The 17,343-nt window shown below is 56.1% G+C and carries 15 protein-coding genes; 10 read left to right on the top strand and 5 right to left on the bottom strand.

Annotated elements, in window-relative coordinates:
• Positions 1-80 precede the first annotated feature (80 nt).
• The 3 genes from clpB (at position 81) to Pan97_RS17170 (ending at position 3,851) form a co-directional block, all read left to right on the top strand.
• Positions 81-2,759, top strand: coding sequence for an ATP-dependent chaperone ClpB (clpB, locus tag Pan97_RS17180; protein WP_144974647.1), 2,679 nt, complete (start codon positions 81-83; stop codon positions 2,757-2,759).
• Between the two features lie 141 nt (positions 2,760-2,900).
• Positions 2,901-3,116 carry a hypothetical protein gene (locus Pan97_RS17175; RefSeq protein ID WP_144974644.1) on the top strand — a complete coding sequence of 72 codons (216 nt, stop codon included), beginning with the start codon at positions 2,901-2,903 and terminating at the stop codon, positions 3,114-3,116.
• 51 nt (positions 3,117-3,167) lie between these two features.
• The gene (locus tag Pan97_RS17170; RefSeq protein WP_144974642.1) at positions 3,168-3,851 is read left to right on the top strand and encodes a hypothetical protein; all 684 of its coding nucleotides are present in this window, start codon (positions 3,168-3,170) and stop codon (positions 3,849-3,851) included.
• A 43-nt stretch (positions 3,852-3,894) separates the two neighbouring features.
• Here the strand turns inward: Pan97_RS17170 and Pan97_RS17165 are convergent, their stop codons facing one another.
• Positions 3,895-4,443 carry an RDD family protein gene (locus tag Pan97_RS17165; RefSeq protein ID WP_165698817.1) on the bottom strand — a complete coding sequence of 183 codons (549 nt, stop codon included), beginning with the start codon at positions 4,441-4,443 and terminating at the stop codon, positions 3,895-3,897.
• Positions 4,444-4,467: 24 nt separating this feature from the next.
• Positions 4,468-4,719 carry an acyl carrier protein gene (locus Pan97_RS17160; RefSeq protein ID WP_144974638.1) on the bottom strand — a complete coding sequence of 84 codons (252 nt, stop codon included), beginning with the start codon at positions 4,717-4,719 and terminating at the stop codon, positions 4,468-4,470.
• Between the two features lie 397 nt (positions 4,720-5,116).
• Between Pan97_RS17160 and Pan97_RS17155 the strand changes: the two genes are divergently transcribed.
• The 4 genes from Pan97_RS17155 (at position 5,117) to Pan97_RS17140 (ending at position 9,025) form a co-directional block, all read left to right on the top strand.
• Positions 5,117-6,484, top strand: coding sequence for an arylsulfotransferase family protein (locus tag Pan97_RS17155; RefSeq protein WP_144974636.1), 1,368 nt, complete (start codon positions 5,117-5,119; stop codon positions 6,482-6,484).
• Positions 6,485-6,493: 9 nt separating this feature from the next.
• Entirely contained in the window at positions 6,494-6,694 is a 201-nt protein-coding gene (locus Pan97_RS17150) for a hypothetical protein (RefSeq protein ID WP_144974634.1), read from the top strand.
• 2 nt (positions 6,695-6,696) lie between these two features.
• Positions 6,697-8,091 carry a hypothetical protein gene (locus Pan97_RS17145; protein WP_144974632.1) on the top strand — a complete coding sequence of 465 codons (1,395 nt, stop codon included), beginning with the start codon at positions 6,697-6,699 and terminating at the stop codon, positions 8,089-8,091.
• Between the two features lie 322 nt (positions 8,092-8,413).
• Positions 8,414-9,025, top strand: a complete 612-nt coding sequence (locus tag Pan97_RS17140) for a hypothetical protein (protein WP_144974630.1) — start codon at positions 8,414-8,416, stop codon at positions 9,023-9,025.
• Between the two features lie 179 nt (positions 9,026-9,204).
• Here Pan97_RS17140 and Pan97_RS17135 read toward each other — a convergent pair whose 3' ends face one another.
• On the bottom strand, positions 9,205-10,035 hold the full coding sequence (locus Pan97_RS17135) for a serine/threonine-protein kinase (protein ID WP_165698816.1): 831 nt from the start codon (positions 10,033-10,035) through the stop codon (positions 9,205-9,207).
• 319 nt (positions 10,036-10,354) lie between these two features.
• On the opposite strand from Pan97_RS17135, the gene Pan97_RS27050 reads away from it, so the two are divergent.
• Positions 10,355-10,483, top strand: coding sequence for a hypothetical protein (locus Pan97_RS27050; RefSeq protein ID WP_261341401.1), 129 nt, complete (start codon positions 10,355-10,357; stop codon positions 10,481-10,483).
• Between the two features lie 104 nt (positions 10,484-10,587).
• Here the strand turns inward: Pan97_RS27050 and Pan97_RS17130 are convergent, their stop codons facing one another.
• A complete protein-coding gene (locus Pan97_RS17130) occupies positions 10,588-13,116 on the bottom strand; it encodes an arylsulfatase (RefSeq protein ID WP_196782135.1) in 2,529 nt (842 codons plus the stop codon).
• A gap of 229 nt (positions 13,117-13,345) precedes the next feature.
• Between Pan97_RS17130 and Pan97_RS17125 the strand changes: the two genes are divergently transcribed.
• Positions 13,346-13,777: an OsmC family protein gene (locus Pan97_RS17125; protein WP_174819548.1), complete on the top strand. Its 432-nt coding sequence runs from the start codon at positions 13,346-13,348 to the stop codon at positions 13,775-13,777.
• A 113-nt stretch (positions 13,778-13,890) separates the two neighbouring features.
• Here Pan97_RS17125 and Pan97_RS17120 read toward each other — a convergent pair whose 3' ends face one another.
• The gene (locus Pan97_RS17120; protein WP_144974626.1) at positions 13,891-15,216 is read right to left on the bottom strand and encodes a GDSL-type esterase/lipase family protein; all 1,326 of its coding nucleotides are present in this window, start codon (positions 15,214-15,216) and stop codon (positions 13,891-13,893) included.
• Between the two features lie 393 nt (positions 15,217-15,609).
• Here Pan97_RS17120 and Pan97_RS17115 point away from each other — a divergent pair, with 393 nt between their 5' ends.
• Positions 15,610-17,256, top strand: a complete 1,647-nt coding sequence (locus Pan97_RS17115; protein ID WP_144974624.1) for an arylsulfatase — start codon at positions 15,610-15,612, stop codon at positions 17,254-17,256.
• The last annotated feature ends 87 nt before the right edge of the window (positions 17,257-17,343 follow it).

The raw sequence follows: 17,343 nt of genomic DNA, 5'->3' as shown, positions 1-17,343 counted from the left end.
AACACTGAAAACTTCAAACTAATTCAAAATTCGGAGTGCCAATTCAACAACTACCCGATTCAACATAAAAGGAAAACGTGATGACTCCACGATTCGATAAGTTCACCATAAAAGCTCAGCAGGCCGTTCAGCTGGCTCAGCAGATGGCTACCGAGGCACGCAATACGGCCCTTTCGCCCCTTCACTTGCTCGCGGCACTTCTGAAGGAAGACGGCGGAATCGTTCGTCCGCTTCTGGAAAAGATCGGCGCGAATCGTGGTCAGTTGGAGTCGATGGTCAAGTCCGAGATCGGACGTCTGTCGACGGTGACTGGGGGCGATGGGCAACTGCGTCTTTCGAGCGAACTCGACCAGGTCTTTCAGGCGGCCCAAAAGCAGGCCGACACGATGAAGGACGAGTTCGTCTCGACCGAACATCTGATGCTGGCCCTGACGCAGGTCGCCTCGAAGGCGAAGGATCTGTTACAGGTCAACGCGGTCACCGAGAAAGACATCTTGTCCGCGCTGCGGGAAGTGCGGGGAAGCTCGCGCGTCACCTCCAAGAGTCCCGAAGACACCTTCCAGGCACTGCAGAAGTATGGCATCGACCTGGTCGAGCGAGCCGAGAAAGGTAAGCTCGATCCGGTGATCGGACGCGACGAAGAGATCCGCCGTACGGTTCAGGTTCTCTCGCGTCGTACCAAGAATAACCCGGTGCTGATCGGTGAGCCGGGCGTCGGTAAGACGGCTATCGCCGAAGGGCTCGCACTGCGTATCGTGCAAGGGGACGTGCCGCAGAGCCTCAAAAACAAACGCGTCATCGCGCTCGATATGGGGGCATTGGTTGCCGGGGCGAAGTTCCGCGGCGAGTTCGAGGAGCGCCTGAAAGCGGTGCTGAAGGAAGTTCAGGACTCGCAGGGTAGCGTCGTGCTGTTCATCGACGAACTGCATACCGTCGTCGGTGCCGGCAAGGCCGAAGGGGGCGCCGATGCGGCGAACCTGTTGAAGCCGGCCCTGGCCCGCGGCGAACTGCGGTGTATCGGTGCGACGACGCTCGACGAGTACCGTCAGTACATCGAAAAGGACGCGGCCCTCGAACGCCGTTTCCAGCCGGTGTACGTCGGCGAACCCTCGATCGAAGACACCATCGCGATTCTGCGCGGCCTCAAGCCACGCTACGAAGCGCATCATGGGGTGAAGATCAAGGACTCGGCGCTGGTCGCAGCGGCGAAGCTTTCCGATCGTTACATCACCGACCGGTTCCTGCCAGACAAGGCGATCGACCTGGTCGACGAAGCTTCGAGCCGGCTAGCTATCGAACTGGAAAGCGTTCCAGCCGAGATTGATCAGGTGCAGCGCCGTTTGACGCAGTTGCAACTGGCCGATCGACAGCTGGCCGAGGAGACCGAAGAAGGTGCCATCCAGCGTCGCGAAGAAATTCAAGACGAGATGGAAGAGGTCAAACGACAACTGGCCAGCCTGCGTGAGCAGTGGGAAGCCGAGAAGCTCGGGATGGGGGACGTCGCTCAGATTCGCGAAGAACTGGCCGCGACCGACCTCGAGTACTCTCGGCTGCATGCTTCGATTCAGGAAACGCAATCGGCCGGGCAACCCGTTTCCGAAAGCGATTACCAAAAGCTGTTTGAGCTGCAGAAGAAACACGATGCACTCGTTCAGCGGATGGAAGCCGAAAGCGAGCAAGAGGCCGAGAAGGACGAAACCAAGAGCGAGCGGCGTTTGCTTCGCGAGCAGGTCACCGAGGACGAAATCGCCGAGGTGGTCAGCCAATGGACGGGCGTTCCAATTGCCAAGATGCTGGAAACGGAACGGGCCAAGCTGTTGGTGCTCGAAGAACGTCTGCATCAGCGCGTCGTCGGTCAGGACGAAGCCGTCGTGGCGGTGGCCAACGCGGTACGTCGCAGCCGCAGCGGTTTGCAGGCCGCCAATCGTCCGGTCGGTTCGTTCATCTTCCTGGGCCCTACAGGCGTGGGTAAGACCGAACTGTGCAAGGCGCTGGCTGAAGCTTTGTTCGATGACGAACACGCGATGGTCCGGATCGACATGAGCGAGTACATGGAGCGTCACGCCGTGAGTCGACTGATCGGGGCACCTCCCGGATACGTCGGCTACGAAGAAGGTGGCAAGCTGACCGAAGCCGTTCGGCGGCGTCCTTACAGCGTGATCCTGCTCGACGAAATCGAGAAGGCCCATCACGATGTGTTCAACATCCTGCTGCAAGTGCTGGATGATGGCCGCTTGACCGATAACCACGGTCACACGGTCGACTTCACCAACACGATTGTGGTGATGACGAGCAACATCGGTAGCCAGGCCATTCAGCAGATTGCCCAGGAAGGGGGCAGCGACGAAGAAATTCGTGACGCCGCCCAGGCCAATCTGCGAACGAAGTTCCTGCCGGAGTTCCTCAACCGGATTGATGACATCATCGTCTTCAAGCCGCTGGTGAAGGAACAGATTCGTGCGATCGTCGATTTCCAAACCCAAGGGCTCGCCCATCAGCTGGCCGAACAGGGCATGGAATTGGTGGTCAGCGACGAGGCCAAGGACGCGCTGGCGGAAGAAGGTTTCGACCCGCTGTATGGGGCCCGCCCTTTGAAGCGAGTCATCCAGAACCGCCTGCAAAACCAACTGGCCACGCTGCTGCTCAAAGGGGACTTCAAGGACGGCGACCGCATCACGGTCGGCTACGACGGCACCGATTACACGTTTGCTCGGTCCGCAGCCGGAACTAGCACGGTCGAGTCCGCCACGGTAAGTTAACCCTGGCCCTGTGACCTAACTTTTGACTGGGGACGCGATTCAGGGTATTTTCCTGTCGCGTCCCCAATTTGTTTCTTGCCCAAGCGAATACCACTGCGCGTCGAGATCGTCTTACGGAAGCTAAATAGCGGAAGACCTGCGATGTTAACCCTCATCTTCGTGCTGTTCGGCCTCATCGCCGTGCTCATCGTCGTCGCGCTACTGATCGAGTACTTCCCCGGTCGAACACGCCGCGACCGCCGAGGTTCAGGCACCTATTGGGATGGTCCCGACCTGATCGATCATGACCATTCCGATCACAGCTACGACAATGGTGATGGTGGCTGGTTTGATGGTGGGGATGTCGATGTGGATTGAGAATAAGTAGGTCCTGGGCGAAAGTGGGGCGATACGAAAGGAAGTTGACGCATGTCGCTGACTAAAGATATTTATCGTGCATTTAAAACTCTGAGAAAGGAACATGCGTTTGTTCCGGCCAAGCCGATTGGTGGAAGCAGGCATGCGGCATTAAGTCGACTCGAAGAAGATGACATACTCGTGTCCCTTGTTGCCCTTGAAGAAACCGATGAAATGGCAACGGTCGACCTGTGGATAACTCCGATGGATGTGCCTGATGGGGCGCTGGATAGGTTGAATGTCGGTTACAGAATCTGGATTGGTGCGGAGGTAATGCCCGTCAATGAGGAGTTTCTCGAGGGGTGTGAAGCACGAGTCATTGCCTTGCTGCCAAGCGTTGGCGCGTTGATACCTCCATTGCGTCAAGAATTGAAAAAGCCTCCAATTAGAACACTCAAATGGAAGGTGTTTCAGCACCAGGAAGAACTTCGGCGTTTGGTTCTTGAATTGGCCGTGCAAAAGCAAGCTGGCGCTGCGACTACCTTGGAAAAGGCGGTTGCCTATGCAGGCGGAAAGATGATCCTCCGCGAGTTTTCCGAGGAATGCGAGCGGATCTCTAGCGAGATATTAAAGCGTGGTGTTTTAAGTAATGGGGCGGCTAAGTTCTACGAAGGAGATTTGGAAAGGGTGACCCACACTATGTATCGCGCCCTTTTCGCTTGGGGATTAGGTGAATTGAGCCGCCGACTGCAATAGCTTCGAACCTATGTGAAATGGGCGGTTAGCGGGCACTATCTCACTAGTCCGTAGGTTTGGGGCGGCGAACCCGCGGATATGCGAGGGCAAAGCTCATGGCAAAGTACCTTGTGAGATTCACCGGACCTCGCCCGATTGCCTTCGCATTTCGCTTGATCAGGTAGGTGCCCAGGTAGCAGTCTCGTAAGATCTGCCGTTCGGAATCTGCCCCAATCCAAAACAGGTCGACGAATAAGCTGAATGGGGTCAAGATCCAGATCAGCATCCGCGCGGTCATTACCAGCAGCGAAGGAGGACCTCCCTGGGCCGAGACGATGTTGATCCCCATCAGGCGATAACCGAGCGTCCCGAACCGAGAGCGTTTGATCGGCGCCAGGTAGCCCCAGACGACCAGCAGATAAGTGGTCCAGAACAGAAAGCTGGGATCGGTACGGATGACACCCCCAATGATCAAGAACATGAGGGGAATCCACATGAGCACGCCGAGCATGACGAGCACGACCAAGTCGATGAAGTAAATCAGTAGCCGCCGGAAGACGCCTGCGTAGTCGCGCGGATCGTAGTAATCTGCTTCCCCTAGTGAGTGGTCCAACAGTCGTGGCTCCATCGTTTCCGTCTAAGCCCCCAAGTCTTCCACAAATCGCTGCTCAGGATAAACCCGGTCGTAGTCCACGCCCAACTGCTCGGAAACAATCCGGCGAACCTTGAGTGCGCGCTGGCGATCGACTCCCGGCGAGCATCGTGCGATGAACTCGTCGTCCGAAATCGGCGGCCACTTGTCGAGCGTTGGTCTTTGTACCGCTGGCCAATAGCAGAAGAGGGCCAGGCCTATGACAATCAGCGTGACGGCGATCATGGGAACAAGCACGGTATGACCTCATGGAAGTCGTGGTTGGATAGAGCGAGTTGGCAATCTCGATCGACCATGCGAAGGTCACCTGATATTCTAGCGGCGAACTTGGCGCCTGGGGTAATACTTTCGCCTGTCATCCCGACAGCACATCACTCCAACGCCCCGGTCGGTGCACGCTTCTCGTTTGCGAGACTGGCTGAGTTGCCCCGCGTTTTGCTCCAGTTTCACGCGTTTTATAAGCATTATTTAACAATGGCTTCGCTCAAAATTCTTACTTCGGGCCGCGCGGCTTTCGATGCTAGACAAGGCGAAATGGAGCTTGTAGATTGACGGGCTATCCACCCAAAGGAAGTGTCTCGGACATCGATTTTTGACCTTGTTTTTAAGCGAATTCGCAGTCAGTCGCAATCTCATGGCGGACGAAAACAATCACGACAAGACGCCTGCCAATGCCTCTGCGTTCGAGAAGTTGATCCTTCGTATTCGCTGGGTGTTCTTGCTGACGGTATTGGTGTTGCTGGGGATCGCGTTCGGCAGTCACCTAGAGGCCAAAAAATCCTCGGGCGAATCGCGACTTTCGGCCGTCGAAGAGCAACTCTTGCGATTGCGTAAGTTGCCCACCGACGTCGGACAGATGGTGAAAGACATCGATGCATTGATCGATACGCAAATTGAACCAGAGAAAGTAAGACCGGACGAGCCGAATCTGTACGTCGTCGGCGAAGACGTGGTTCCGGTCCCCGATAAGTTCAAGTATCTGTACAGCCAGTTTCACCGCGACTCGGACTCGTTCAGTGTTTCGCTCATGCGTTTGAGCACCGGCGAAGTGCTGCATCGATGGGAGTGGAACTGGGACACGCTGGCGCCCATTTATCACACCTGGCTCACGCGTCACATGAAGCATTACCCAACGTTTCACGACTATTGGGATACGCTGCCCCGCATGCCCCTGGGGACGCCAACCATCCTGGAAGGGAATCGACTCGTCGCGCAAGTCGGACGAACCCTGTGCTGTTTTTCCGCCGAGGGAGATCTGCTTTGGGCCGCCGAGGACATCAAGCATCACTCCATCGAGGTCGATCACGAAGGCCATCTGTGGATGTGTACGGTCGTCGCCGACGAGAAACTGCCCTATCGCGAAGATCAGCTTGTCCGGCTTCACAACGAGACCGGCCAGGTGCTGTTTCGCAAGTCGATGAAAGAGATCTTCGAGGCCAATCCCCGGTTCGACTTTTCGCATCACAATCGAAAAGCGGAAGATGTCTATCATCTCAACGACATCCAACCGGTACTCGAAGATCGGAAGCATTTCCGTCAGGGGGATTTGTTCATCAGCCTCCGCGACATCCATTGCGTTCTGCAGTATCGGCCATCCACCGACGAAATTCTGTGGAGTAACGCCACGTACTGGTCCAGCCAGCACGACGTCAGTATCATCGACGACTCAACGATCGGCGTGTTCGACAACAACGTGTTTCATGTTCGGGGGGCTGGCTCGCAGTTTCATCGTGGAAAGTACAACCGTTTTGTGACCTACAACTTCGAAACGGATCAGTACGACGTTCTCTTCGCGGACGTTTTCGAGAAGACAAACTGTCAGACCAAAACTCAGGGACGCGTTCGCTATTTCAAGGAGGATGACATTCTGTACATCGAACCAGGCGACCAGGATTTCTTCGTCGTCTCGGATCTCGCCAACGGCACGGATTACAAGTGTATTATTCCTGGAAATAGCGAAGGCAAAATGGGACGTACGTTCTGGTTTCGCCTGGTGGAGTGATTGCCCCTCATGTTGTTCTCATACATCGGACCAGGAATCGGAGCGGGGGCCCTCGTGGTGCTCGCGGGCATCCTGATTGCTGGCTTGTTCCTCTTTTATGCGTTCATCTACCTGCCGATTCGCTTGAAGATGAGAAACGCCAACCACAGTTCCAAGGAAGCGGAATTGCCGCAAGCGGAAAGTAGCCCAGCAGAGAATCAAGATCGGTAGCCATGTTGATCGCTACGTTCTTTCTTAGTGCCGTTCTCGGTATCGCCTTGTTCTGGGGCACCGGTACCATGCGTGCGATCGATTCGTTTTTGCAGACGGTTGGCATCGCCGTCTACCAGATGAACCGTTATGGACTCGACGATCACGAACATCTCGCGCTGAGCCAGAAACATGCGGTCAACATCCTGCTCCGCCTGTTGTGGCTCTGCATGCTGGTGGTCCTCGTCGTTGCCGTTTCGCTTCTGCCGCTGCTGCTGATCAGTTTTGAAGGGGTTTCCGCATGGGATATGGGCGTTGCCGTGGCCGTTGTCAGCGCGGTGCTGATCGCCGGATACTTGGTGATTCGCAAGAAACCTCGTCACGACGAGTATCCGCCGGCGAAACAACTGCTCTACTACGCAACATTAGGCGTCCCAGGCACCAACTGGACGATCCATCGTTTGGAAAATGCGGTCTATGGTGGGGAAAAGAAAATCGACAAGGCCTTGGTCGTCACCGGTCTCGCGCGGGCTGGGACGACGGCCCTGCTGCGGGAACTGCACGACGATCCGCAGTTCATGAGCCTGACCTATCGCAATATGCCGTTTCCCATGTCCGGGCGATTGTGGCGAAGCGTGAATCGCGCGAAGTCGGAAGCGAAAGAGCGAAGTCATCAGGATGGTATCTTCGTCGATCTCGACTCTCCCGAAGCGTTTGACGAGTACTTCTGGAGACTCATCACGAAAGAGAAATACTACCGTGAGAATGGGCTCTCTTGGCACGAGGTGTCGCCGCAGGACATTGACGCGTTCGAATCGTTGGTGGCCCGTCACGTTCGCCCGGACCATGTTTACCTGAGCAAGAACAATAACTTCCTCTTGCGCGCCGAGTCGGTCCTGCAGCAGCGTGAGAACTATGTGCTCGCTTTAGTATTTCGCGAGCCGGTTCAACACGCGTTGAGTTTGAAGCGACAACACAATATTCATTGCGCCGTTCAGCAGCGGCAGCCATTTGTCATCGACTACATGGACATGCTGGGCCACCACGAATTTGGGCTGCATCGTAAGGATTTTCTGCTGCCCAATAGCCAACTGACGCGGTTTGATCCGGCCGACGACAACTACTGGCTCGAGCGTTGGATCGACTATTATCGCTATGCCCTGACGTTGCCCAGCGACTCCATTCACTTCATTGGGAACGATCAAGTCCGCCACCATGCCTTGCTGGTCATTCAAAAACTGCGGCAGTCCATCGGACTGGAAGAACCGCTTTCCTCCCCAGACGTGACCAGTGACGTGCCCATCACGATGGCGAAGCAGGAAGAGCGAGAGCATTTCGACCCAGAGCTTCTCCTGCAGTCCGAAGAAGTGCTCAACCAACTCCGGGCTCGGACCATGAGTGCCCTGTCACCCCTCTGAAGTTAGTCCAGGGAACGTTCTTCGTTTCCGATGGATCGCGCGTGATACGAAGCACTCACAACAAAATCGGCGCGCGCACTATCTTCCGGCACACCCAGGCTGGTATACCTAACTCTCGCCCGGGGACTCTTCCCTAAAAGCTACGTCCACAAGCACAACCTCCTAGCCCCAACGGGGCGACAGATAATAGCCAGGGGCGCAAGCCCCTGGTAATTCATTCGAGAAAACTCTAGCCCTGTAAGGGCGACAGAATCGAAACCCATTTCACGATTATGCCGCCCTTTCAGGGCTTCGGAAAAAATTCAATCCAACGATTATCACCATGTCATCAACCCCAGCACAAACGGATCGCCGCGGATCGCTCTCGCCTGAGAGCGGACCGCAGGTCGTCGTGCGCGCGGGGAAGACATTCGTGTGCTCGGCCTGTGGGACGCTGGTGGAAGTGTTGGCGGACGTCGTCGGTCAGATGGTCCTCGCGGTCGATCCTTCGCCGCAGGACGAACCGGTCGAGACAGAGCCTGCGGGTAAGGTTCCTGCTAAAGCGAAGACACGCCCTTCTCGGCCAAAGAAGATCAGTCCAGCGCGGCCATCACGGCCGAAACGTCCTGAGCAACCAGAGCGTGTTTCTCTCGTTGGCGAAATCATTGACGGACTCCAGGTTCCCACGGCCAAGAAGTTGGACCGCGCGCTGGCGTGGGTTTCGTTTCACTTGAAAGTGCTCGACCGCCAAGGGAGTGAAATCAAACGTCTGCAGAAACTGCTCAAGCAGCGCTCGATGGATCGGGTGCCCCGCCCAAGTCCGCTTGGGCGTGCGAAGGAGGTCGCCGTAGAAGTATCGATTGGTACCATCGCAGGCACAAAGCCAAGACACGCCCAAGCGGACTTGGGCGCGGCACCCACCGTGGGCAACACGAAAGAACGCGGGCCTCCCTGAATTGCTGTCCGCTCTTCCTCGTGGAGAGAGGGCTAGAGTGAGGGTTTTTGAGCGAGGTTTGAAGTGAGTCGCCGATGGATGTTGTTCTTATCGATCGGAACTCTGGTTGCGCATGCGCTGTCAACTTGCGAGATGCCCCCTCACCCTATCCCCCAAGGGGCGAGGGGACATGAGAGATGTTAAGCAGCGAACTTCATCTTCGGATCAGGCGAGAGCAATTCGATTTCCACCGCGGCCAGCGTCTTCACCAGGGCGGCATCTGGCGAGGGGCGGCGCAGCGGATCTTTGGCCAGCATTTGACTGACCAACTTATCGAGCGAGCCCGGAACGTTCGGAACCAGGGACCGAACGTTGGGGGCTCGCTGCGACAGTTGAGCTTGGACGATCGCGTCGGTGGACGTCTGGTCGTACAACTGACGTCCGGTGATCAACTCGAACAAGATGACGCCCAGGCTATACGTATCGGCCTGGGGCAGTATGGGCACGCTGGTAGTCAGCATCTCGGGCGGCAGATACCGCAGCGTGCCTTGGCGATCGCACTTTCGGCTGGAGCACGGCAGGCTCAGATCGATGCGCTGGGCGAAGCCAAGATCGATCAGCGTGGCATGGCCGGTACTGGAAAGGACGACGTTATCGGGCTTCACGTCGCCATGTATCCAGCGGGCCTCGTGCACATGCGTTAACCCTTGAGCCAACTGCCGAGTCGTCCACACGGCGCTGCCCAGGGGGAATGGTTTGCCTTGGCTGAGGATTTGCGAAAGCGTTTGTCCCCAGACACGGGGCATGACGACGAACGAACCAGGCCGCGTGTCGATGACCGGCACGATGTGGGCCGATGTGATTTCGCTGCCTGCGTCCGCTTCACGGCAAAGACGCTGGACTAACAGACGATCCCCTTTGTACTCGGGGCGAATCGTTTTCAGGGCGAAGTCCCAACCACTGAAAGAACCTTCGCTGGGACGTGCTCGAAAGACGCGGAAGTACGTGCCTTCCCCCAATTGTGGTCCCACTTCCCACGAGCCGTACAAGCAACGAGGCGACCGGCGACGCGAGGAGGAAAACGATGGTGATGTACCGATGGTCGTCAAAGTGAGACTTTCCCAGCCAATCCGTGGCCCTAAGAATCCGTGAATACCATCAATATTCGGACTTCCAAACCGAAAACTACGATAGCGGCCTGAGTTGTCCCGTTATCGGGACCAGTCGGGTTTTATGGCCTGGGTATCTTGGGTAACCCAAATCACCCCCTTTGGAAAATCTCTTATTTTCAAGTAAGATAGTTAAGTAACTAGGCAAATTTTTGGACACTTCACAAAGGTAGAAATTCGAATGAAGAAGCTCGGATCCTTGTTGGTTCTCGTAGCCCTGACTGCTTTTATTGTCGGTTGTGCACCTAAGGGGAGCCCATCGACCGGTAATCCCAACAGCAACAACACCGCCACCAACACCACGCACTAAGCGTCGTGCCGTCAGGCGTTTACCCCATAAGCAAGTCGAACACGAAAAAGACCGCCAAGCATTTTTGCCGGCGGTCTTTTTTTATCGAGTTGATCGAAGAGTCATTACTCGCTGGAACTGTTCTCGCGCTGGGCCGTTTCCAGTTTCTTGATGTCCTCCGGCGAAAGCTGCGGACGATCGATCTTGATGGTCAGCTTCTCGAGCTTGGCCGTCAGCGGGAACGGGGGATGATAGTCTTCATCATTGACCCCGGTGAGGGTATCGGACCCGATGTCGAACGACTCGTCCCACTGCAGTATCATGGGAACCGTCTTTTCCATTTCGATGGTTTGGGCAACCTTGCCATCGACCAGCAGGGTGCCTGTCCCTGGACGGCCAAGTCCGCTCATGTTGTTAAAGGCCAGCGTGCCGGCTCCGAGGCCGTCGTACTTGAAGTCGAACGAGATCGTATGCTTGCCCGGCGAAAGAGGTTCGCTGGCTTGCCATTTGATCCGTTTCAGATCGACCAGGTTCCACAAAAACGTCGGTTTTCCTTCGAGCAGATAAAAGCCGTAGCCGCAGAACCGACCACCTGAGGTCAGAATCATCCCCTCGGCACCTTTCTGCGGAACTTCGATCTCCGCCGTGATGGTATACGACGAGTTGAGCAACATCGGCGAGTCCCCTTGCGGCAGACCGGTCATCGGTCGCGTATAGACGAACTCGGTACGTCCCGCGGTAATGTTGGGACGTGGTGCGACCAGTCGCGCCCCGACCGATGCATCCAATGGAAAAACGTGGTATTTGGATGCCTCGGCGATGAACATCTGCTTCATCGCTTTGATCTTATCCGGGTGCTGGTCGGCGATGTTGTTGGACTGGCTGAAGTCGGTCGTCAGGTCGTAAAGTTCTAGTACCTGGTTATTAAGCGGGTCGGGATTGGCGACACCGAATGCTTCCCAAGGGGCTCGATTGACCTTCGTGCTCAACAGCCATCCTTCGTGATAGAGTGCCCACTGGCCCATCATCTCGAAGTATTGCGTTTTGTGTTGGGAAGCAGCGTCCGCGTTGGCCGCGTCAAATGTGTAGGCCAGGCTTGTTCCCTCGATCGGAGCTTGCGGAATGCCATCGACGACGTCCGGGGCTGGAATGCCCGAGACTTCCAGAATCGTCGGCACGATGTCGATGATATGGCAGAACTGACTTCGCATGCCGCCGTGGTCCTTGATGACGGCAGGCCAAGAGATCGCCATATTTTGTCGAATGCCCCCCAGTTTCGAGGCGTTTTGCTTGAACCAGGTAAACGGCGTATCGAAAGCCCACGACCAGCCGGCCGACATATGGTTGTAGGTTTCTTCGGTGCCCCACACGTCGTACCACTTCATTTGGACGTCGACCGGCAACATGTTCAGACCATTGAAGAAGGCGACCTCGTTGGGCGTGCCTAGCGGTCCTCCTTCAGCACTGGTGCCGTTGTCGCCGTTGATGTAGATGATCAAGGTGTTGTCAAGTTCGCCGATGTCTTCGACCGCTTGAACGACGCGGCCGATTTCATGGTCGTTATAGGCAGCATAGGCGGCGAAGACTTCAACCTGACGGATGAACAGCTTCTGCTCTTCCGGCGTGCAGTCTTCCCAATTTTTAATCACGTCGGTCGGCCAAGGCTCGAGCTTGGTATCGGCCGGGATGACTCCCAAACGTTTTTGATTTTCGAAGATCGTTTCGCGGAGCTTGTTCCAACCATCGTCGAACAGGTGCATCTCGTGGATCTTGTCAACCCATTCCTGCGTCGGATGATGCGGAGCGTGCGTTGCCCCCGGAGCGTACTTGATGAAGAACGGCTTGCTCGGATCGATCTGGTTCATCCGATGAATGTAGTCGATCGCATCTTCCGACATCGCCGTCACGAGATTCCAGTTCTCTTGACCCTTGAAGGGATAGATCTGTGTCGTGTTTCGAAAGAGGTTCGGTTCCCATTGATTCGCATCGCCACCGACGAATCCGTAGAAGTATTCGAAGCCCATCCCGGTTGGCCACTGATCGAACGGGCCGACCTGGCTGGCCGCGAACGCTGGCGTGTTGTGGTCTTTGCCGAACCAGGCCGTCGAATAGCCGTTGTCTTTCAGGATTCGCCCGATCGTGCATTTATCTTCGGGAATGATGCTGTTGTAGCCTGGGAAGCCGGTCGATTGCTCAGAGATGACGCCGAAGCCCGCCGAGTGATGATTCCGGCCGGTGATCAGTGCGGCTCGGGTCGGCGAGCATAACGCGGTCGAATGGATGTTGTTGTAACGCAAACCACTCTTCGCAATGCGGTCCATCGTGGGCGTTGGGATCACGCCGCCAAACGTGCTGGGAACGCCAAACCCGGCGTCATCGGTGATGATCAACAGAACGTTCGGGGCCTGTTTCGGCGGCACGATGCGCGGCGCCCACCACGGTTTCGACTTCAACGCGTCCGGCTGAATGACGCCGCCAAACGGTGGCTCAGGTGCCGGCAACTGTTCGCCGCTGATCGTTGTGGTGGCACTTGGTGAACCGCTGTCCGGTGCGGAGGTCTCTTGACCATTGGCAACATTTTTCGTCGCAAGCAAAACACATAGACATACCAAAAGACTGCGACAGAGCATGCCGCTCGAATAGATCGTGCTCATCCGAATTTCCCCGACTTCTAAGCCACGTTGGACGGTCGTATCTCGCTGGTAGATAAACCTGTTGATTGGGTCATTGTGAGGTTCCAACTGAGGGAATGCCAATGAATTATTGGCGAACCGGGCCAACTGACTTAAGTTGGCAGATCGGGCTTCCATTGTGGCCTTTGAACCTGGTCCGCCTACGATATACAGAAGTATTTCCATGGCATTTGTTTCAAAGGTACCAGTTATGAAAATCAAGCGACGTGGTTCGGCGGTGTGGAGCGGTGGTCTGAAAGATGGCAAGGGAGGGCTTACGACCGAAAGCGGAGCACTCAGCGGGTACCCTTACGGATTTGCGACCCGGTTCGAGGGGCAGAAGGGAAGCAATCCCGAGGAGTTGATCGGTGCGGCGCACGCCGGCTGCTTCACGATGGCCTTGTCGATGATTCTCGGCGAAGCAGGCCTCACGGCCGAAAAGTTGGAGACCTCGGCAGTCGTCGCGTTAGAGAAGGTCGATGACGGCTTCGCGATCACCTCGATTCACCTCTCGCTGACCGGTAAGGTGCCAGGGGCGACCAAGGAGCAATTCGAAGAACTGGCCGCCAAGGCGAAAGCCGGGTGTCCTGTTTCCAAGGTATTGGATACCGAGATCACTTTGGACGTGACACTGGAAGAGTGACTCGGGCCACGTGTCTCGCATGAGGCAACAACTCGCGGCAAAGTTATCCAAGAAAACCGCAGACGCCCGGGGCCTGCGGTTTTAAGTTTCTGCTGGAGAAGATGGGCGAAGTGCTACTTCGTTTCCTTCACCCGAATACGGCGATACTCCATCTGCCCGCGGTCTCCTTCCAGGCCGATCGGGCCGGTGTCTGGCAGCTTGAACGCTTCTTCCAGAACCTCACCGTTACAGGTGCAGCGGGCCGTGTTGCCGGTGACCTCGACGACTAGTTCGTTCCAGTCTTGCGGCTTGTAGTTCTTCAGCTCCTTGTACGGACCAGCCAAGGAATAGTCGCGACATTGCAGCTGCGGGGCTCGCAGGAATACGCCACTATCGGCGTTGGGCGTTGCCCGAAACTCGAGCTTCAGGACGAAGTCATTGGGGAACTCACGCTTCGTCCACATCTGCTGAATGCGGCGCCCTTCAGCGGGCGTAGTGACGACGATACGATCGCCAACTGCCTGGTAGCGGCCATCGACGCTTTCGGTCTTGCCGTCGAAGACGATGTCTTCTTCGAAGATGGGCCAGGCGATGTTGATCTTCTTCCCCTTGCGCTCAGGGTTGGCTTTGAACATCCAGCCGGTTAAGTCCTTGCCGTTGTACAGGCTCTCGAAGCCAGGCTCCGGCTCGAACGGATCGGCTTCCGTTTCGACGTAGCCCAGCGTCGCGAAGATTGGCGTCAGCGCGGCGGCCCACTTGGCGTAGCCTTGCTTGTTGGGATGCAGCAGGTCGGGGAACTCCTCGGCCTTGGCGTCGCCGTTTTCATCGGCGAAGGGAAGCCATGTTTCGAGCACGATCACATGAGGATCGCCATGAGCGACTTGTTCGTAAAGCTGGTTGATCTTCTTGATCTTGTCGGCCGGGCGGCTCTTCTTTGCGGAGCTGGGAAAAACTTTGCACAAGATGATCGGCATCTCGCCGTCATGCTTCTTAAGTGCTGCGATGATCAACTTGACGTTGGCGGCAATCGTTTCCGGCTCGGCTTTTTCCTCCAGGTCGTTGGTTCCCATCAGCATGACGACTGCCTTGGGGTTGAGCGAAAGGACATCCTCTTTCAATCGCAGCAGCATGCCGCGCGTCGTGTCGCCGCTGATGCCGCGGTTGGCAACCTTCATGTCGCCGAAGCTGCCACCCATGTTGTCGCCCCAGCCTTGGGTGATCGAGTCCCCCAAGAAGACGACGGCGTTTTGATCCTTCTTGACTTGCTTCGACCAGTTGCTGCGACGGCTTTGCCAGAGATTGCGGAACCAATCGTAGCGGCGAATCGGCCCATCGCCTGCCAGGCCTTCGTTGGTTTCAGGAATCGCGAAACGGCCGGCCTCCTGGGCTTCGAGCCGTGGAGCACTGAGCATCAGAATAGCGAACGTCAGCGAAAGGATCAGTCGTAGGTGGTACGGCATGATGGTACTTCCACGAGAAGGGAAATGATGTGTTAGGTGAGTCGAGAAACATTATAGTCAAGTGAAAATTGGGACGCATCAATGGATGATGCGGCAAACTAAATGAAATGTTTCGTTGTTCTTACGGCTTTCAGACAATCTTTATTTGCAATCGCTCCATGCGCGTCATAAATTTCGTTTAGCGATCTATCGCGGGGCAGTTCTATTCATGGCGGCAATCGGGGGTTCTTTAAACACAGCCGCGGCTTATGAGATCGAAACGCTTCGCTCACCGGAGATGAAGTGCAGCCAGCTTGCATGTTAGCGATACTCGCCATCCATCTACTGCATTGAATTGGTACGAGGGAGATGACCCTCGACATTCTATCTTGCGACTATGAGGTAACTGAGAGCATGTCACACTTGAGTTTTTACCGCTGTTTGTCCTTGGCCTTTGTGGCCATCTTGGGGCTGGCCGTAACGGCCCATGCCCAGGATAAGAAACCGAACATCTTGTTCATCGTATCCGACGATACCGGGTACGGAGATCTTGGTCCGTACGGAGGAGGTGTCGGGCGTGGTATGCCGACGCCGAACATCGATCGGATGGCTGCCGAAGGGATGACCTTCTTCTCCTTCTACGCTCAACCGAGCTGCACGCCTGGTCGCGCTGCCATGCAGACCGGTCGAATTCCTAATCGCAGCGGCATGACGACCGTGGCCTTCCAAGGCCAAGGGGGCGGTCTGCCGGCGGCCGAATGGACCTTGGCTTCGGTCTTGAAAACGGCCGGCTACCAAACCTACTTCACCGGCAAGTGGCACCTGGGTGAAGCCGATTTCGCACTGCCCAATGCCCACGGCTACGACGAAATGGAGCACTGCTTTCTCTATCACTGCAATGCGTACACCTACGGCGATCCGACCTGGTTCCCTGATATGGATCCGAAGCTACGCGAGATGTTCGACAAGGTGACCAAGGGATCCCTGTCGGGCAAAGCAGGCGAGCCAGCCAAAGAAGACTGGAAGGTCAACGGCCAGTACGTCGATACGCCTGAAAAGGGAGTCGTCGGGATTCCTTTCATGGACAAGTACGTCGAACAGTCAGGCATCAAGTTTCTGGAACAAGCGGCGAAGACGCCTGACAAGCCGTTCTTCATCAACATCAACTTCATGAAGGTGCATCAGCCGAACATGCCGGCACCGGAGTTCAAGCACAAGTCTCTCTCGAAGTCGAACTACGCCGACTCGGTGGTCGAGCTGGATGCCCGAATCGGCAACATCATGGACAAGCTTCGTGAATTGAAGCTGGACGATAACACCCTCGTCTTCTACACCACTGACAATGGTGCCTGGCAAGACGTCTACCCCGATGCCGGTTACACGCCGTTTCGCGGCACCAAGGGTACCGTGCGCGAAGGTGGTAACCGCGTCCCGGCCATCGCCATCTGGCCCGGCAAAATCAAGCCAGGCGTTCGCAACCACGACATCGTGGGCGGCTTGGACCTGATGGCCACGTTTGCCTCGGTTGCCGGTATCCAACTGCCGAAGAAGGACAAGGAAGACAAGCCGATCTACTTCGATAGTCTTGACATCACACCAGTGTTAACCGGAACGGGCGAGTGCCCACGCGATTCGTGGTTCTACTTCACCGAAGACGAACTCACTCCAGGTGCGGCCCGCGTCCGCAACTACAAGGCCGTTTTCAACCTGCGTGGCGACGATGGTCAGGCAACCGGTGGTTTGGCGGTCGATGCCAACCTGGGTTGGAAAGGTGCCAAAAGCTACGTGGCAACCGTGCCGCAGATCTTCGACTTGTATCAAGATCCGCAGGAACGCTACGACATCTTCATGAACAACTACACCGAGCGTACCTGGACGATGGTCACGTTCAATGACGCGATCGTGAATTTGATGAAGACCTACGTCGAGTACCCGCCACGAAAACTGCAAAGCGAAACGTATACCGGGCCGCTGACCCTCTCCGGCTATCAGCGATTCCAGTACATTCGTGAACAACTGAAGAACGAAGGTGTTAAAATTGGTTTGCCAACGGGCAACTAGTTTTCACCACCCGTGATCATGTTGAACCTATGACTACGTGAAGTACCTTGGTAAAAGAGAGCCGCTGGTGGAGTGATCTGCCAGCGG

Source organism: Bremerella volcania (genome assembly GCF_007748115.1).
GTDB classification, from domain to species: domain Bacteria; phylum Planctomycetota; class Planctomycetia; order Pirellulales; family Pirellulaceae; genus Bremerella; species Bremerella volcania.
The sequence above is the reverse complement of the archived record's forward strand: the minus strand, read 5'-3'. Positions and strand labels throughout refer to the sequence as shown.